The following is a 16211-nucleotide window of genomic DNA, read 5'->3' on the forward strand; positions in this document are numbered from 1 at the left end:
TGGGAGTCACTGTTGACGGCAAAGACACCTGACCCGCTTCTGGTGGTCACCGCGGGCGTCGTCGTTCTCGCCTACATCGTTTTCGCCGCGATCCTCACCCGGTCGCTGCTGGCCAAGAAGGTCGCCCAGCCGGCGAAGGTCATCGGGTCGGTCGCGGCGCTCGTGGCCGGGCTCCCGGCGATCCTCTACGCGTTCGCGGCGGTGATCGGCTGATGGGCGGGGACTTCCTGGCCGCGGTCACCGAACGGCAGCGCCGTCGGCTGCTCGACCTCGGCAAACACGTCGATCACGCGGCGGGCACGGCACTGCTTCACCAGGGCGACCCGGCGCCACCGGTGCTGATCCCGCGGTCCGGCTTCGTGAAGGCGCTGCGCGCGGCCCAAGGCGGCTCGCCGCCGATGATCGTGGACCTCCTCGGCGCCGGTGACGTGCTCGGCGTCGAGGACTGCCTGGCCGGACGGCCGAGCCATCTCTCGTACATCGCCACGAAACCGGTTCGCGTCCTGGAGATCCCGCGGAACGCCTTTCACGGCCTTCTCGACGACGATCACGAGGTGAGGGCCCTGATCACCGCGGACCTGGCCGTCCGGCTGCGCCTGCGGAACGTCGCGCTGGGGTTCGCGACGGCCAAGGTCCGGAGCAGGCTGACCGCGTTCCTGACCAGGATGCAGGCGCTCTACGGGGTCCCCGGTGAAGACGGTGTCGTGATCGACGTGGGGCTGAACCACGCGGACATCGCCTCCGCGATCGGCGCTTCGCCCGCGTCGGTCAACGCCGAAATGGCGAAACTGAAGAACGAGGGTTATCTGAGCACCGGCTACAAGACGATCCACCTGAAGCGGCGGTTGCGTGAGGACGGCCCGCCGCTCACCCCGGTCCCGTCCGCGCGACGGCGGATCCCGCAGCTGCGGATACCGCGGATCGCGATGGGGTGAACGGGGCTTCCCCGCGTGATCCGCGAGGAAAGCCCCGTTCATCTCCTTCATGCGCCGCGGGGTGCGCAAGATCGGGTCAACTGCGCCTCAACTGAAGCGCGAGCCGTATGACGAACACGACGGCCAGCGCGGCGACCAGGGCGATTTCCCAGGCCATGGCTGCTCCTTCTCGGCCGGCATCCGAACTCGTCAGATGCTCTGCCCATAAGGCGCGTCACCGGGGGAGGACGTTCACCGACACGGCCCAACTCACACTTTCGGACCAACGCCACGCCCACTACGTGGCTACAGCGCGCCGACGGCCGCCCAAACCCGATGCGGATCGAGATCCATCGGCCGCGAGTCCGGATCCGGGCGCAGCCGCCGCAGCAGGACCTGCTGCACCAGCGTCGTCGGCCGGGCCGCCGCGGCCACCCGCCGCCAGAACAGGTGATCCTCCAGGCCCTCGAACAGCACCTCGGTGTTCCACCCGCCGAACTCGTCGATCAGCGACCGCCGCACCAGATAGCCGCTGCCGAGGTACGGCAGCGTCCGCAGGCGCCGCTCCTCCGGCGGCAGGGCGCCGACCAGGCCGTCCACCGGATCCGCGACCGGGCAGTGCACGACGTCGGCACCTTCCGAAACCGCCAGCAGACGCTCCAGCAGGAACTCCGAAGCCCGCATCCCGCCGTCGAGCACCAGCAGCCACGACGCCGTCGAACGCTCCAACAGCGAGTTCCGGGTGAGCCCGCGGCCGAGCGGGGTGTCGTGCAGCAGGACGTCGTACGGGCGCGGCCGCGGCCACGGGTGCACGCCGTCCTCGCCGACCAGCACCTTCCGCGGCGTCACGCTGCCCGTGAGCAGGTCGTTCGCGAGATCGTCCGGGTCGACCTCGCCGGTCCGGCGCACGATCAGCACGTCGACGTCGGCGGTGCCCGCCGTCGAAGCCGCGGCCGGCTCCCAGCTACGCGTGGCGACCCGCCGGGCCCCCGCCGCGCGCTGCGCGATCCGTGCCGACAACGCCGTCCCGCGTGCCGAAGCCGGTCCGGCGGCGGACCGGTCGCCCGCGAACCGCGCGTCGAACGACGGGGTGTCGATCGCCAGCGCGTCCTCCGGGTTCCGCAGGCTCGTCGCCAGCGCCCGCGCCGGGGCGATGTCCGCGGCGGGCGCCGAACCCAGCGAAGACGCCAGCTCGATCAGCCGCCGCGCGGACGCCGTCATGTCCAGCGACTTCACGAAACCGTAGGCGGCCGAACGCAGATGCCGTTCCCGTTCCGGCTCGTCGGCGAGCGCGGCGACGACCGAGCCCAGCGCCTCCGGCCGCGCGAGGACCAGGTGCTCACCGGGGACCAGCGGTTCGACGTCCACGGACGTCTCGCTGACCACCACACAGCCGTTGGTCATCGCTTCGAGCGTGCGCACCCACTCCAGGGTCTGCTTCCGCTCGCGGTGCAGGTTCAACAGGAACCGCGACCGCGCGAGATGCTCGAACTTCGCCTTGCCGGGCAGGAAATCGACGCGGGCGGCGGTCATCGGCTCGTGCGGCGGGGTCAGCAGCCGCGTCCGCAGGCCGGCGAGGTCCCGCGCGTACGAACCGAGCAGCACCGAACGACGTCGTTCGGCCGTGCCGAGATAGGTGACGTCGAGATCGCGCGGACTGTCGAGGTCTCCGCCCCACAGATCCCACAGTGGGCTGTAGCCGAGCTGGAAATGCTCGACGGCGATCCCGCGCCGCCGCAGTTCGGCGGTCGAATCGGTGTTGATGTCGACGGCGCCGCCGAGGATGGACAGCAGTTCGGCGTTGCGTTCGAAGGTCGCCGTCCCAGGGTGTTCCACGCAGAACCCGATGGTGCGGCGGCACTGCGCGGCGGTCGGGAAGTCGGCGTCCGGGATGGTCACGAAGTACTCGTGGGGGACGACGACGTACGCCGTGTCGCCGTCCGCCTCGGGGTATGTCCCGATCGCGGTCCTGGCCTTGCCGCCCGCGGTGCGCACCGCGTCGGCGACCACCTCCAGGAGCTCCTCCATGAAGGCGGAACCGCCCTCGGCGGAGACGAAGCAGAGTTCGGTCACGGCCGGTCCATCTTCTTCCGCACGACACGCAGCGGGGCGGTGACCCGCCAGCTGACGGTGCGGCGCGTGGCGTCGAGTTCCCTGGCCATCTCGGCGGCCAGCCGTTCGGCGTTGAGCAGCCGCTGCCGGTCGGCCGACGGTTCGCCGCCGGGCAGGACGTCCGCGTCGACGACACCCGCCGACACCACGAGTTCGGCGTCGAGCAGCGCGAGCCGCAGCTTGTCCCGCTCCTCGCGGCAGGTCTTCAGCTCCGCGCGCAGCGAGTCACGCTGCTGGTGGGCGAGCAGGACCTCGGCCTCCAGTGCCTGGAGACGCGCCTTGGCGACGTCGAGCTCTTCCTGCTGCGAGGCGACTTTTTGATTCAACGCGGCGGACTCGCCTTCGTCCGGCGCGGCGGCGGTGGCCTCGCGCAGTTCGTGCTCGGTTTCGGCCAGTTTCGCCTTCAGCCGGTCCTGCTCGGCGGTGAAAACCTGCCGCTCGGCCCGGAGCCGGGTCAGCTCGGCCTGGACACGGCCGGGAATGTCGGTGTCAGACATGAACGCCCCCACTCAGTTCGGTCAGGATTTCGGAGTACTCGCGCGCGTAGCCCGCCGGGTCGAGCCAGGGCAGCAGCTTCTCGTACGCGGCCTTCGCCATCTCGCGGCGGCGCGTGGCCGACGTGCCCAGCGCGCGCAGCAACGCCGCGGTCAGCGCGTCGACGTCGTTGGTCTCGAACAGCCAGCCCGTCTCGCCGTCGACGATCATCTCCCGCGCGCCGAACACGTCGGTCGCCGCGACGGGGACGCCGCAGCAGACGGCTTCGAGGATCGAGCGCGGCAGCGACTCGATGTCGGAGCTGTTCACGAAGATGTCCGCGGCCTGCAGCCAGCGCAGCGGATCCGGCTGGATCGGCACCAGGCTGACCGACTTCTCCAGCCCCGCGCGTTTGACCGACTCCTCCATCGCGAGCCCGTACGGCGACGGGTGCAGGCCGACGATGGACAGCTTCGCCTCGGGGTGGATCTTGTGGATCCGCTCCATCGCCGAGATCAGCGGCGCCTGCCCCTTGCGGGATTCCGCGATGCCGATGTTGACCAGCACGATGTCGTCCGGCGAGTAGCCGAGCATGTTGCGCGCCTGGTGCCGGGTCTCCGACCGCGTCCGCCCGCCGAACTTGTGCATCGGCGTGCCGTATCGGACGGTCCGGCAGCGTTCCGGCTTGCTGTACGGCAGGAACATCTCGCGTGTCGCGTCCGCGACGAACAGCAGCTTGTCGACCTCGGCGAGGGTGCTTTCCCAGCGCTGCCAGACCGCGGCGGGCGGTTTCACCGGGCCCCAGTTCTGGTAGGCGAACGCGGGCAGCGAGAAGCTCTCGTGGATGACCCACGCCGTCGGCATCCCGGCACGCTTCGCCGCGTCGGCGCCGACGAAGCCGCCGAGAGTGTTGACGAGCGCGACGCCCGCTCCGGAGCACTTCGCGAAGCGCGCCAGCTCGGCGACATGTCCTTCATATGCGGGCACCGTCTGGTTCCGGTAGTGCGTCGTGACGTGCACGGGGATGCCGAGTTCGTGGCAGTCCGCGCGCAACGGGCCGTCGGTCTCGCTGACCAGGCTGACCTGCCAGCCGTGGTCGGTCACCATCCGGCTCAGCAGTTCCTGCAGCCACAGCTGCCCGCCGCCGACGCCGAGGCTGTGGGTGAACACCAGCACGTGCTTCGGGTCGGTCGGGATGTTCACCCGCGCCATCGCGCGGGCGGTGTCGCCCGCCAGCTCGTCGGCGAGTTCGGCGTCGTCCACGTCCGCGACGGGGTTGCGAAGGGTGAAGGTGCGCTTCGCCGACACGACCTCGCCGACGCCTTCGGTGCGGTACCGGACGCGAAGCGACAGCGTCCGCTCTTCGCCGTAGGGAAGGTCGATGGGCACCCAGGCCTCGAAACCGCTCACGGCGGCGTCGTCGAAACCGGGGAACTCCTTGGGCACGTCCTTGCGCGGCAAGCGGGTGCGCGCGCTGACCGTGCCGCCGCCCTCGACCATGACCTCGATCAGGCTCGGCGCGCGGCCCTGCAGCAAGGCCCAACCCGTCACGTAGACGACGTGTCCTTCGGTGACCTTGCCCTGCTTCGGCGCTTCGAGTTCGCCCAGCCACAGCGGTTCTTCACCCGGCAGCGTTCCGACGTGGACGGTCGCCTGGTTCAGCACGCGCTCGTCCGGACCGGTGACGACGACGTCCTGGACACCCGCGGGCACGAAGGTGGCCGGGACCGCACGCCAGCCGAAGGTGCCTTCGGGCGCGCCCGGGCACGGCTCGGGATACAGATTCGCCTCGACGTCCGCGATGGTCACGGACATCTCGCCGATCCGGCTGATCCCGGTCGTCCAGCCCCGGAGCTCGAACAGGTGCCCGACCGGCCGGTCCGGGGTCAGAACGCCGGCGGTATGCAGGCTCGTCATCGCTTCGCTACCTCGTCTTCGTTCGCCGCCACACCGGCGCCGACCTTCGTAGAACGGTACTCGTGGACGGTTCTCGCCAGGCGCTTTCCCCAAATCCCGGCGATCGCCGCGCGTACCTCGTCCGTGCCGTGCGCGGTGCCGCACGAGCCGATCGTGGAGAAGGCCACTTCGCGCTCCAGTGCACCGTCCACAAAGGAGGGATGGAGTCCGATCAGCACGCCGAGCCAGCCGGCCAGGTCCCGCATCGAGCCGTCGGCCGCCGACGCGGACCAGCCCGCGTCGGTGAGCTTGTCGGCCAGCACCAGCACCCCCCGCTCGATCACTTCGGGCACCCCGGCGCCCTCGTGCCGCCACTCGAGGTCGATCGGGCGCAGCACCGCACCGTCGACGAGGACGTTGTGCGGCACCAGATCCCACAGCGCCTCGACCCCGCGGGCGGCCTCCGCGCGGACGAGATCCCGCCAGCCGGTGAGCAGCTCCGCGACCCGCTCCGGCTCGTCGAGCAGGACTTCGACCATCGTCGGGGCGTCGTACACCTTGTCCGTGCACGGTCCGACCGAGATCCCGGCCACCGGCGGCGACGGCACCAGCGGCACGCGGCGGACTTCCGCACCCTCGCCGGTGCGCACGACGTCGGCGCGCGTACACGCGAACGCGGCGCGCTCGGCGGTGTTGAAGTAGGTGGCGAGCCGGAACGCGGGCCAGAGCGCGGCGGCGCCGGGGCCGCAGAGCAGGGCGAGGCCGTTCGCGGGACCACCGGTGATCGCCGCGGCCAGCCGCGGCAGTTCGGTGTCGATCCGCTCGCTCCGGACCGCGCGGGCGACCTCGTGCCCGGGAGAACAGAGCAGCTCACGCTGGACTTCGAGGCCGGCCGCCGCGAGCGTGCCGGCGACACCGCGAGAAGACGTCAACACCACGACGGCGCCCATCGGCGACAACCGCTCGCGAACCGACTCCAGCAAGCCTCGCGTCGCGTACGACTGCTGGACGACGACGAGGTCGTAGCCGTCGGCGGGCGGCCGGTCGTGCACCGAGACCGTGCCGAGGTCACGGGTGCGGAACCGCACCGCGGCGGCGCGGACCGGGTCGGCCTCGACGGCGTGCACCGTCGCCGAGACCTCGCCCAGATACCTGGTCAGGCCGCCGAAACCGGCGCCGACCTCCAGGACCTTCGCCGCCTTCGGCAGCACGAGCGCCCGGAGGACGTTCGCGGCGCCGTGGTCGAGCGGGACCCGCTCGGCGGCGTCCCAGCCGGCGAAGTGCAGCTCGTCGGACAGCGAACCGGTGTCCTCGGCCAGGGAGAGCAGGGTGGTGAGCAGCCGTGCCGTCTCCGCGGGCATGGATCAGCTGGTGACGGAGTAGTTTTCCAGCGTCTTCTTCACCGCACGCTGGTACGTGCCGCTCAACGCCTTCTCGCCCTCTTCGCCGCCGAGCGGGTTCTGCAGGATGTCGACGCGGACGATGTTGTTGCCGCTGATCCACGTGCCCCGGTAGGTGCCCTTGTCGCCGTCGATCTTCTTCTGGAAGTTCAGCTTCGGCGGCATCCCCGGCAGCGGCTCGGTGATCTGCACGAACCCGTTGCTCGTCTGGTACTGGCGCAGCTGCTTGACCAGGTCACCGGCGGCGCCGGGGCTGGTCAGCGGGATGACGGTGACCGAGATCTTCGCCGGCTGCGGGCCGGTCTCGTCCGGCTGCTTCTGCGAGCCGCGGTACGCGACCTGCTTCACGCCGGCGGCGATGACCAGATCCGCCTCGCCCTTCTCCATGCCGGTGATCTCGGCGAGCTGGGCCGCGGGGATCGCGCCGCTCTTCGAGTCCTCTTCACCGGACTGCTCCGGGATCTTTTCGAAGAGCAGCTCTTCGGGCGTCTTCGGCTTGGTCGACGACGGGGGAGCCTGCGACTGGGGCGACTGCGGAGCGGCCGTCGGGTCCGGCGGGGTGTCGCCGCCGCCCTTGAACGCGAAGTAGCCGCCGACGCCCAGACCGGCGAGGACCAGCACGGCGACGATCGCGATGATCGCGATCTTGCCGCCCTTGCCCTTGGGCTTGTCTTCGAACAGCTCGGGGCCCTGCTTGACCCACTCCGTGCTGCCGACCGGCGAGATCGGCGGGAAGTCCGAGCCACCCCAGGGCGGGCTGGCGTCGTTGTCGGTCCAGCCCTGCTGTTGCGGCTGTTGCTGATAGCCCTGGTGCTGCTGCGGGAAACCGCCCGCGGGCGAGGCCTGACCCTGCTGGGGGAAGCCGCCGGCCGGGGACGCCTGGCCCTGCTGCGGGAAACCGCCCGGCGGCGACGCCACCGGCGGCACGACCTGGGTACGGTTCGGATCCGCCTGCTGCTGTTGCTGCCAGTTCGGCACGACCTGGGTGCGCTCGCCCTCGCCGCCCTGCGGCTGGTTCACCGGCGCGATGATCTGCGTCGAGTCGGCGCTGGGCTGGCCGGGCTGCTGCGGCGCCTGCTGCTGTTGCGGAGCGGGCGGCTGCTGGAACGGCTGCTGCGGCTGCTGCGGCTGCTGACCGGGCTGCTGGACCGGTTGCTGGGCGGGGTCGCCATACGCGACCGCCGAGGACAGCACCTGGTCACGGCGGAGCCGGTAATCGTCCGCGGAGAGCCGTCCAGATGCGAGCTCTTCGTCCAGATTGCGCAGCTCTTCCTGCCAGGACACCACCGGCCCCCTTATCCGAATTTCCGGCGGGAGGAATGCTCCCGGCCGTCGCGATACCACCACTGCGGTGACCTCGCACATTCTGCACTGCCCGGAGTCGTCGCGCCCTCGCGGGTCGAATCGTGATCTCCCCGCGACCTGCGCTTCTCAGCTCGCCGGGAGAACGGTGTCCAACGAGGTCAGCGTCTGCTCCAGACGGGTGTCGAGCGCCTGCGGGTCGCCGCCGAGCGGCTGCGAGACCCACGTCGTCACGGCCATCGTCCCGGAGACGTAACCGATCCCGCTGAGCTGGCCGTTCTTGTTCGCGCCGACGAGGGCGAGCCGGTCGCCGACGCGTTGCTCGCGCAGCCCGGCGTTGATCGAGTTCTCCCGGAAGTACTTGACGATCGCGGCCGCGTCCTTCGCGTCGTTCGCCGGGATCACCAGGACGAGGTAACTGTTCGTACCCTCGTTCGAACCCTTGTAGGTGACAGACGCGACATTCTTCGACGCGAGGTAGTCGCCCGCGGCCTTCGAGTAGAGGTTGAGCTCCACGCCCTTCGCGACCGACATCGTCGAGTTGTCCTTCGACGGTGTGCCCGGCAGCGCCGGCAGCCGGTCTTCCAACGGCGTCTGGGCGCTGTCGGGCTTGCCCGACGGCGTGAGATCGCCCGGCGGCTGGGCCACGCTCGGCTGCTCGGCGACGTTCGAGGGCTGCGACGAGCCCAGCCACAGCGTCCCGCCGATGATCAACGCCAGCACGACCAGCACGCCGGCACCGATGAACAGCCAGGTCGGCTTGCGTTTGCCGACCGTCGCGTAGTCCTCGGTGGGCGCGTAGTGGCGCGGGCCGGGCTCGGGGGTCAGCGGCGGAAGCGGCCGGCCCGGCTCGGGGGCCGATGGCCTGCCCTTGACCAGCGGCGGCTCGGCGCGCAGATAGACCGTCGGATTGATGTCGGCGGGCGAGGGCGCGGTGGTCTTGTGGTCCGCGATCCGCGGGATGGCCTTCTTCTCGGGTTCCGCGACGGGCGGCGGCGTGTACACCGGTTGCGTCTGCTGGTACGGCTGGGGCTGCTGGACCGTGACCGTCGGCGGCTCGACCGGGCGCGCGGCGGGATTGGTGCTGTGCCACGTCCCGCCCGGGCGCCGCAGCGGCGAGGGCACCGGCGACGGCATCGTCCCGCCGGAGGCCTCCGCCAGGAGCTCGTCGCGCTTCCTGCGGTGTTCGGCGTGCCCGATGCGACCCGCGGCCAGCTCGACGTCCAGCAGTCGAAGCTCGTCTTGCCAGCTCATTCAGCCCCCTGCCGCCGGGTGTGGGCAGCCAGTGTTGCATGCACCCTTATGGGTGGTTGATGTGGTCTTTCCTCATTCTTGCGTCCACTCACGACCTGGTCCAGCACTGATCTCGTGCGAGGTGAAGGCGCCTTTCCTCGCATGTCACGCGGTAAAAGCGCCCTTCACCGCGCGAGACGAGGTGAAAGTCCCCTTCAGCGGTACGGTGGCGGACGTGGGAAGTGCCGGGTGACGGAAATCGACGCGTGTCGCGGCGCGTTGCGCGAGCTGGCCATCGGCAGGCTCGCCGGACGTGACGTCCGCACCTCCCACCTGGTCGAGGCCGGTCTGGACGCGATCGTCGCGGGACTGGACACCCCGTCCCTTCCCCTGCTCGCCGGGCTCGAATCCACTGCCGAAGCCGCCGTCGACAAGGCGTTCGACCAGGTCGTCGACGAACTGGAGCTCGAACTGCCCGCCGATCCGACGGCCGCCCGCTGGCTGCTGATCCACGGCTGGCTCACCGCGATGGTGCAAGGGCGGCTCTCGCCCGCGGCCGGCGGTGCCCTCGTCAGCGAAGTCGGCGAGCTGCTCGGGTCGCCCCAGGCGTTGCGCGGGATCACGCGCTGGTCGGCGATGCTCGAGCACTGGATCCCGACCGACCTCACCCCGAGGGACGTCTGCGAAGTGCCGATCCTCGAGGAGTCGGCCGAGCTGCTCGAAGGACCTTGGCCTCCTTCCCCGCGTCACCCGTAAAGCCCCGTTTTCTGTCGTACATGTGTTCTAAAATGGTCGTTGTACAGCAGGAACAGCGGCGAAAGGCAGACACGGATGGCCTACATCACCCTGCCCACGTTCGTGGGGTACAGCACGAGCTCGGGTCCTTCGCGTTCCTCGTTCGTCCGGCGCTGGCGCCGTCAGTACGAGGACCCGGCCCGGGGCGGGTTCAACTTCTACCTCCGCGCCGCGAACGCGATCCGTGCCGGGCGGATCTCCGGGCGGGATCGCGAGGTACTGCGGGCGCTGGTCGAGAACGCGGACGAGCGCACGCGGCCGCACTACACCGAGATCGCCAACGGCTGGCTGCGCTACGTCGGGCGGCGTGACCTGCGGCTGGCCGAGGTCGGCCGGTCGCGATGGCGGCTCGGCTCGCTCGAAGTGGGTATCAATCCGCATCTCGGCCTGCGCAAGGGCGACGGCCCCGTCTACGTGACCTGGCTCTACTTCAAGGAGGAGCCGTTGAGCCGGGACGCGGCGCAGATGGTGCTGTGGCTGCTCGAACAGACCATGGACGAGCTGCGGCCGGGTGGGCGCCCGCTGGTCGTCGACGTCCGGCGGTCGAAGGAGTTCGCGTTGTCGCCGCGTGATCGCGACAAGGTGCGGCCGTGGGTGCGGAGTGAGGCTTCGGCCTTCATGAGCCTTTGGGAGGCGGCCGCATGATCGATCGACGGCGAGCCCGCGTTGGCGTGGGCTCGCCGTTCACACACCGTCATTCTCACGGTTCCGGCGGCGGCGCAAGACACCTGATCAGGTGACAGTTTCGCGGAGAATGCCCACGAGCTGGACAACTTGGGCCCTGAACACGAAGCTTTCCCAGTCTTAATCGGCCGAACCACCGAGGGTCGCTCGTGAACAACGCTTGGGAAGCCATCTCCAGGGTCGCAGATGAGCCCGCCTGGTACTGGGTCTACGACAAGCTCGCGTTCTGGCCGAGCACCTACGCGCACGCCTGGCCGGGTTTCCGCGAACCCGCCCCGTCCGTCGCGTGGGATCTCGCGCCCGGCGGCCTGGACCGCGCCTCGGCCGAGTTCAGGGTCGGCCCGTACGCCGTCGAGCAGAACGACGTCGCCCGCGTCGCCCTCTCGGCGCTGAAGGACTGCGTCGCCGAGGACGAGTGGGTCTGGGTGCTGCACTGGCAGCACCAGTCGTACCGCTTCTACCCGCATCGGCACGCCGCGCTCGACCCGTGGCCGGTCCCGGTGTTCCCGCGCACCGACTACCACATGTTCCTGGCGAACGACTTCCGCTTCGGCACGCTCGGGCACCCGTGGGAACGGACGCTGTGCGTCTACGGCGAGAAGCTCGTGCCCGCCTTCGAAAAGCACGGCGAACAGGTTTTCAAGAACGCGCTGCGGCGTAACGGGGCACCGGCCGCCATGGTGGGCGGACCTGCCTAAACTCAGGCGGGTGTTCGAATACCACGGGTGGGTGACCATCCAAGCGAGCCCTTCCGGTGACGACGACGCCGCGCTGCTCGAGCGCATCGTCGAGCGGGTGCACCGTGCCGTCCGCGACTTCGGCGACGGCGACCTGCTCGACCTCCGCTGGGCGGCCGGGGTGCCGGTGCTGCACCTGGGCGGCATGGACAAACACGGCACCGCGATCGCCCCCGAGCTGGTGGACCTCTTCACCCGCGTCGGCGACCTCGCGCCCGGCTCGTACGGCCTCCTGCACGTCTGGGACGACCAGGACCCCGAGCACGACAACGAGTTCAAGGTGTACCGGATGGCCCGCGGCCTGGTCACCGAACGCGGCGACGAGCACCTGTCCCCGGTCGCCCCCACCGTGATGGACGGCTACGAGATCTGAGCCGTCTGCCAGCGGTTTTCGTGGATGATCGAATTAGGCTGTTCGGCTGCTTCCCCGGCCTGTCCCGATAGGACAGAGTTCATCTGGGCGCCGTGAGATCGTCGTGCCTGAGATCGCGTCTCGGTGTCGTCGTCGTGGTGTTGGCCGTGGCTTTCGGGTTGTTCCCGGCCACGGCTTTCGCATATCCGGGGCCGGTTACCGCCCCAGCGGAGTCGGGGGTGCCGGATTCCGCTCCCGACACCGCGGCCGCGACGCAATTCGCCAAGCAGGGCCGGAAGAAGGTCCGGATCGACGACCTGATCTCCGAGCGTTCGGAATCCTTCGCGAACCCGGACGGCTCCGTGACGCTGACGCAGAACACCCGCCCGGTCCGGCTTCCCCAGGACGGTGGCTGGATCCCGGCTGACTCGACTCTGAGCTCTGGGCCGAACGGGTTGTCGCCGAAGGCCCGCGATGGCCGATATCTCCCTTTCCACAGGTCGTCGCGGGGATGTCCAGACCGCGGGAACCGCACCGCATCCCTTGGGGCAAAATCCTGAAGATCGGCGAGATCGTCGCCAGCTCCTGGAAAGGCGCGCGGGCTCTAGCCACCTTCGGCCGTGAGGTGGAGAAGGCCCAGAAGGTCATCGCCGACACCGAGCGCATCCTCGCCGACGCCGAGATGGCGGCGAACGCGGTGCAAGTGGTGGTCGCCGTCAGCGAAGGTGAAGGCGTCGTCGGTGCGGCCGCCGCGGCCATGGGCGGTGCAGCCGCGGCGAGTGACTCCGGCTGCAACAGCTTTGTCCCCGGTACGCAGGTTTTGATGGCGGACGGGACGACGAAGCCGATCGAGGAGGTGAAGCTCGACGATCAGGTGCAGGCCACGGACCCCGAGACGGGTGAGACCACGGCTCGGAAGGTCGTCGCCACGATCATCGGGCAAGGTCAAAAACGTCTGGTCGAGATCGGCATCGCTGGTGGGGCGCCGATCGTGGCCACCGATGGCCATCCGTTCTGGGCACCCGGTCTGCGGGCATGGGTACCGGCCAATGGCCTGACGGTCGGAAGCTGGCTGCAAACCAGTTCCGGAACCTGGGCGCAGGTCACCGCGGTCCATTCCTTTGATGCCGTTGCCAGCGTTCACAACCTCACCGTCGACGACCTTCACACCTACTCCGCGCTAGCTGGGGCCACACCGGTCCTTGTGCATAACTGTGGTGGGTCGCAACCCGGACACTCCGATCTCTGCCGGTGTGACCCAGGGAAGCCGCGCAGCGAGGTTGTCGTGGACCGCGGGCTCATTCGAACAGGCCAGGAACCAAGCCCTGGACACCATCGGGCCCATCGATACCGGTTCGTGGCAGCGGCGGCAGGGGACGATGGAGTCTGCGGTCGACACCTTCGGTAGAGATACCGGCTTCACCGCGACCAGCGGCGGGGAATATAGATCGTTCCGCCTGGACACCGACGACAGAATCGGCCCACATATCAATGTGATGACGGGTAAGGGCGCGTCGGTTCGAAAATGGGCGATAAGGTTCCCCGGCGGGAATATTTCGACGTGGTTGAGGCGGAACGTATGACCGACGGTAGTTCTTATGGGAGCCATCCGGACTACCTACCGGACTTCATGAATGACCCCTGTGACGATGACGGCCGGCACGTGATGAAGCTGGATCTAACCGAGAACCGCGCACTGGCGGCAGCGACGCTGAGCAGATTCCCGGCTGCGGCCGGCGACGTGATCGACTTCGAGTCCGCTCCGTTCGAAGACCGTCTCTGGTGGGACGACGAGGAGCACTGGACGAGGATGGCGGCGGATTTGCTCTCCTCGTACGCGCAGCGGAGTGAGCGGGTCGCCGTCATTTGGGGCAACTATTTGATGCCGACTGTGACCATGCCTGTGCATGTCGCGGTGCGACATGCGCGGGACATCCTGGACGCCGGGCAACACTTCTGGATCCACCCGCTTGGCGGTTCGGTGCTCATCGAATGCCTGATGGATGGGCAGGTGACGGTCGTGACGATTCCGTCAAGAGCGTGAGTTGGCCAGGCGGTCTGGCGACACGGACCGGCTGGCTCGTGGTCTGAATCGCAACATGTCTTGAGTAGCCGTACTCAAGACACCGAAGGGGCGCCGGCGCGACTGTGGTACGCATGACGAAAACCTCCGCAGCGCCGCCCACCACCGTCGCGTTCTTCGTCCAGGCCGCCCTCTCGTTCGGCCTGGCGTTGCTCGCGGTCGTCATCGGCATCTGGTACCTGCCGGTCGATGGTTGGGTCCGCGGCTTCCTCGCCCTCGGCATGCTCTTCTTGACCACTTCGGCGTTCACGCTCGCCAAGTGCATCCGTGACCGGCAGGACGAGAACACCGTCGTCAGCAGAGTCGACCAGGCCCGCGTCGACAAGCTCCTGTCCGAGCACGACCCCTTCAAAACGCCCGCGCTCTAGCCTGCCCAGAGGCCCGGCTAGATTCTCGACCATGGTCTTGACCAGGGAGATTCGCCGCGTCCAGGTGAACACATGGGTCCTGCTCGGCGTGGCGGTCGCCTGGTTGCTCGTCAACTTCCGCTGGATCGTCCTGTATCGCGACGGCCAGGTGTTCGACATCGACGAGGCCGGCTACTTCGGCATGGCGTTGAACAATCACGGTGCGGCGCTCCGGGACGGTGCCGTCGGCTGGATCGAGGCCGTCGAGTCCCCGGGTATCCAAGCGCCGCTGCTGCCCGCGCTGACTTCGCTGCACTTCTTCGCGACCGGGACCGGGACGGTGGCCGCGTTCCTCGTCCCGCTGGTGGCCGGGGTGGCGCTGATCCTGCTCACGCACGCCGTGGCGAACAGGGTGGCTGGCCGCCCGTTCGCCTGGATCGCCACGGCGCTGATCGCCACCGCGCCCGGCGTGCTCTTCGAGGCCCGCGCCTACCATTTCGCGCTGCCCGCGGCGGTCATGACCACGGCCGCCGTCTACTGCCTGATCCGTTCCGAAGGGCTGTCGAAACTGCGGTTCGTCGTGCTCTTCGGAGTCTTCGTCGGGCTGATGCCGCTCTCGAGGACGATGGCGATCGCGTTCGTACCGGCGTTGGTGCTGGCCGCGTTGGTCCAGGCGGTGGTGCCGCGGGACCGGAGGAAGCGGCTGATGCACTTCGCTCTCGCGGCGCTCGTGGCTGCCGGCGTCGCGGCGATCTGGCTGGTGCCCAACGGCGCCCGGGTCTTCGAGTACCTGACCGGCTTCGGCTATGGGAAGCAGTCGGTGGAGTTCGGCCAGGAAGCGGGTGTGTTCAACCCGGCGGCCTGGGTCGCGCGGCTACGGCTGTTGATCTCCGACCACGGGCTACCGCACGCGCTGTTGCTGTGTGCCGGGCTTGTCGCCGCGGTCGTCCTGGCGATCGTCAAGATCCGGTCCGGTCCGGCGAAGGACGTCCTCCGCTCAATGGTGGCATCGGCGCTGTTTCCGTCGGCGCTGCTCGTCGCGGAGGGCGGGCTGGCGGTGCTGACGTCCAAGAACACCGGCACCTCCTTCTTTCTCCCGTTGATTCCGTCCATGGTGATCCTGGCGCTTTGGGGGTTGTACCGGGTACACCGATCGCTTCGGCGGGCCTTGCCGTTCGCGGTCGCGGTGGTCGGGCTCCTGGCGCTGGTGCCAATGGTGGATCTGCGCCTGCCGACCGCTCAGCCGTGGGAGATGGACCTGCCGGTGCTGGGCACGTCCAAGATCACCGATGGGCGCGGCGTTCCCCAGGTCTACGTCGACCCGGGTGGGCAGCTCGTCGAGCCGATAAGCGCGGAGACGGCGCGGGAGTGGCGGGCCGCGTCGGAATGGGCCGTCGGCCAGGTGGAGGAGCAGCACGCGCTGGGCGGGGCGACCGCGTTCGGGTTCCGTGACCGGCTCTTCAACACCAACACCGTGCAGCTGGAGATGCTGCGGAAGTTCGGTTACGGCGTGGCGCTGCCGCAGGTCGATCCGACCGCGAACGGGAACACCGGGCCGGACCATCTGCGCTGGCTGACGTCTTATGCGGGCAGCCTCGGCGGGGACGCGAGCAAGACGTGCCTGCTGTTCACCGCGACGGGAACGGTGGACGAGTACGAACCGAAGGTGGATCCGCCGTCCATGGTTTCGACCGCGAAGGCCGCGGGATTCACCCCGATCGCGACGCACCCCCTACCGAACGGTCGGCTGGTGACCTTGTGGAAGCGTCCGCAGCCCACCTGCGTGCCCTCCTGAAGCACGAAGGGCGCACCGGCTTCCCGGTGCGCCCTCGCCCGCATATGCACAAATCCGAATTACTACGGTCGTGTGAACCCGCTCACC

Annotated in this window: 16 protein-coding genes; 10 read left to right on the forward strand and 6 right to left on the reverse strand. The window is 69.2% G+C overall.

All coding sequences use genetic code 11. The features are described from left to right. Positions 1 to 12: 12 nt before the first annotated feature. Positions 13 to 213, forward strand: coding sequence for a hypothetical protein (locus tag ACFWIW_RS02190; protein WP_378366706.1), 201 nt, complete (start codon positions 13 to 15; stop codon positions 211 to 213). Further along, a complete protein-coding gene (locus ACFWIW_RS02195; RefSeq protein ID WP_378366707.1) occupies positions 213 to 935 on the forward strand; it encodes a Crp/Fnr family transcriptional regulator in 723 nt (240 codons plus the stop codon). Before ACFWIW_RS02190 ends, ACFWIW_RS02195 begins: the two co-directional genes overlap by 1 nt. A gap of 285 nt (positions 936 to 1220) precedes the next feature. Here the strand turns inward: ACFWIW_RS02195 and ACFWIW_RS02200 are convergent, their stop codons facing one another. The 6 genes from ACFWIW_RS02200 to ACFWIW_RS02225 all read right to left on the reverse strand — a co-directional run bounded on the left by ACFWIW_RS02200 (position 1221) and on the right by ACFWIW_RS02225 (position 9352). Further along, positions 1221 to 2987: a glycosyltransferase gene (locus ACFWIW_RS02200; RefSeq protein ID WP_378366708.1), complete on the reverse strand. Its 1767-nt coding sequence runs from the start codon at positions 2985 to 2987 to the stop codon at positions 1221 to 1223. Continuing rightward, entirely contained in the window at positions 2984 to 3523 is a 540-nt protein-coding gene (locus ACFWIW_RS02205; protein ID WP_378366709.1) for a hypothetical protein, read from the reverse strand. The genes ACFWIW_RS02200 and ACFWIW_RS02205 overlap by 4 nt, the downstream gene beginning before the upstream one ends. After that, complete coding sequence (locus ACFWIW_RS02210) at positions 3516 to 5417, reverse strand: glycosyltransferase family 4 protein (protein WP_378366710.1); 1902 nt, start codon at positions 5415 to 5417, stop codon at positions 3516 to 3518. Before ACFWIW_RS02210 ends, ACFWIW_RS02205 begins: the two co-directional genes overlap by 8 nt. After that, positions 5414 to 6757, reverse strand: coding sequence for a methyltransferase (locus tag ACFWIW_RS02215; RefSeq protein WP_378366711.1), 1344 nt, complete (start codon positions 6755 to 6757; stop codon positions 5414 to 5416). The genes ACFWIW_RS02210 and ACFWIW_RS02215 overlap by 4 nt, the downstream gene beginning before the upstream one ends. A 3-nt stretch (positions 6758 to 6760) precedes the next feature. After that, positions 6761 to 8083, reverse strand: coding sequence for a flagellar basal body-associated protein FliL (gene fliL / locus ACFWIW_RS02220; protein ID WP_378366712.1), 1323 nt, complete (start codon positions 8081 to 8083; stop codon positions 6761 to 6763). A 144-nt stretch (positions 8084 to 8227) separates the two neighbouring features. Further along, positions 8228 to 9352 carry a hypothetical protein gene (locus tag ACFWIW_RS02225; RefSeq protein ID WP_378366713.1) on the reverse strand — a complete coding sequence of 375 codons (1125 nt, stop codon included), beginning with the start codon at positions 9350 to 9352 and terminating at the stop codon, positions 8228 to 8230. A 228-nt stretch (positions 9353 to 9580) separates the two neighbouring features. On the opposite strand from ACFWIW_RS02225, the gene ACFWIW_RS02230 reads away from it, so the two are divergent. The 8 genes from ACFWIW_RS02230 to ACFWIW_RS02265 all read left to right on the forward strand — a co-directional run bounded on the left by ACFWIW_RS02230 (position 9581) and on the right by ACFWIW_RS02265 (position 16124). Next, positions 9581 to 10087 (forward strand): hypothetical protein, encoded by a 507-nt coding sequence (locus tag ACFWIW_RS02230; RefSeq protein ID WP_378366714.1) that lies wholly within the window; start codon positions 9581 to 9583, stop codon positions 10085 to 10087. A gap of 75 nt (positions 10088 to 10162) precedes the next feature. Next, positions 10163 to 10771 (forward strand): hypothetical protein, encoded by a 609-nt coding sequence (locus ACFWIW_RS02235; RefSeq protein ID WP_007030508.1) that lies wholly within the window; start codon positions 10163 to 10165, stop codon positions 10769 to 10771. 188 nt (positions 10772 to 10959) lie between these two features. After that, the gene (locus ACFWIW_RS02240; RefSeq protein WP_240596273.1) at positions 10960 to 11508 is read left to right on the forward strand and encodes a DUF2716 domain-containing protein; all 549 of its coding nucleotides are present in this window, start codon (positions 10960 to 10962) and stop codon (positions 11506 to 11508) included. Between the two features lie 10 nt (positions 11509 to 11518). Continuing rightward, positions 11519 to 11920, forward strand: coding sequence for an immunity 7 family protein (locus ACFWIW_RS02245; protein ID WP_378366715.1), 402 nt, complete (start codon positions 11519 to 11521; stop codon positions 11918 to 11920). A 490-nt stretch (positions 11921 to 12410) separates the two neighbouring features. Beyond that, positions 12411 to 13307 carry a polymorphic toxin-type HINT domain-containing protein gene (locus tag ACFWIW_RS02250; RefSeq protein WP_378366716.1) on the forward strand — a complete coding sequence of 299 codons (897 nt, stop codon included), beginning with the start codon at positions 12411 to 12413 and terminating at the stop codon, positions 13305 to 13307. 117 nt (positions 13308 to 13424) lie between these two features. Further along, entirely contained in the window at positions 13425 to 13943 is a 519-nt protein-coding gene (locus ACFWIW_RS02255; protein ID WP_378366717.1) for a hypothetical protein, read from the forward strand. A gap of 113 nt (positions 13944 to 14056) precedes the next feature. Next, complete coding sequence (locus tag ACFWIW_RS02260) at positions 14057 to 14350, forward strand: YiaA/YiaB family inner membrane protein (RefSeq protein ID WP_037333714.1); 294 nt, start codon at positions 14057 to 14059, stop codon at positions 14348 to 14350. Between the two features lie 31 nt (positions 14351 to 14381). Then, the gene (locus ACFWIW_RS02265) at positions 14382 to 16124 is read left to right on the forward strand and encodes an ArnT family glycosyltransferase (RefSeq protein ID WP_378366718.1); all 1743 of its coding nucleotides are present in this window, start codon (positions 14382 to 14384) and stop codon (positions 16122 to 16124) included. Positions 16125 to 16211: the final 87 nt, after the last annotated feature.

It is taken from the genome of Amycolatopsis sp. NPDC058340, assembly GCF_042723975.1.
Classification (GTDB): domain Bacteria; phylum Actinomycetota; class Actinomycetes; order Mycobacteriales; family Pseudonocardiaceae; genus Amycolatopsis.

Coding starts and splice junctions, on each gene's coding strand:
- ACFWIW_RS02195 (WP_378366707.1), top strand. CDS start 213: ATGGGCGGGGACTTCCTGGCCGCGGTCACCGAACGGCAGCGCCGTCGG.
- ACFWIW_RS02205 (WP_378366709.1), bottom strand. CDS start 3,523: ATGTCTGACACCGACATTCCCGGCCGTGTCCAGGCCGAGCTGACCCGG.
- ACFWIW_RS02210 (WP_378366710.1), bottom strand. CDS start 5,417: ATGACGAGCCTGCATACCGCCGGCGTTCTGACCCCGGACCGGCCGGTC.
- ACFWIW_RS02215 (WP_378366711.1), bottom strand. CDS start 6,757: ATGCCCGCGGAGACGGCACGGCTGCTCACCACCCTGCTCTCCCTGGCC.
- ACFWIW_RS02225 (WP_378366713.1), bottom strand. CDS start 9,352: ATGAGCTGGCAAGACGAGCTTCGACTGCTGGACGTCGAGCTGGCCGCG.
- ACFWIW_RS02235 (WP_007030508.1), top strand. CDS start 10,163: ATGGCCTACATCACCCTGCCCACGTTCGTGGGGTACAGCACGAGCTCG.
- ACFWIW_RS02250 (WP_378366716.1), top strand. CDS start 12,411: ATGTCCAGACCGCGGGAACCGCACCGCATCCCTTGGGGCAAAATCCTG.
- ACFWIW_RS02255 (WP_378366717.1), top strand. CDS start 13,425: ATGGGCGATAAGGTTCCCCGGCGGGAATATTTCGACGTGGTTGAGGCG.
- ACFWIW_RS02260 (WP_037333714.1), top strand. CDS start 14,057: ATGACGAAAACCTCCGCAGCGCCGCCCACCACCGTCGCGTTCTTCGTC.
- ACFWIW_RS02265 (WP_378366718.1), top strand. CDS start 14,382: ATGGTCTTGACCAGGGAGATTCGCCGCGTCCAGGTGAACACATGGGTC.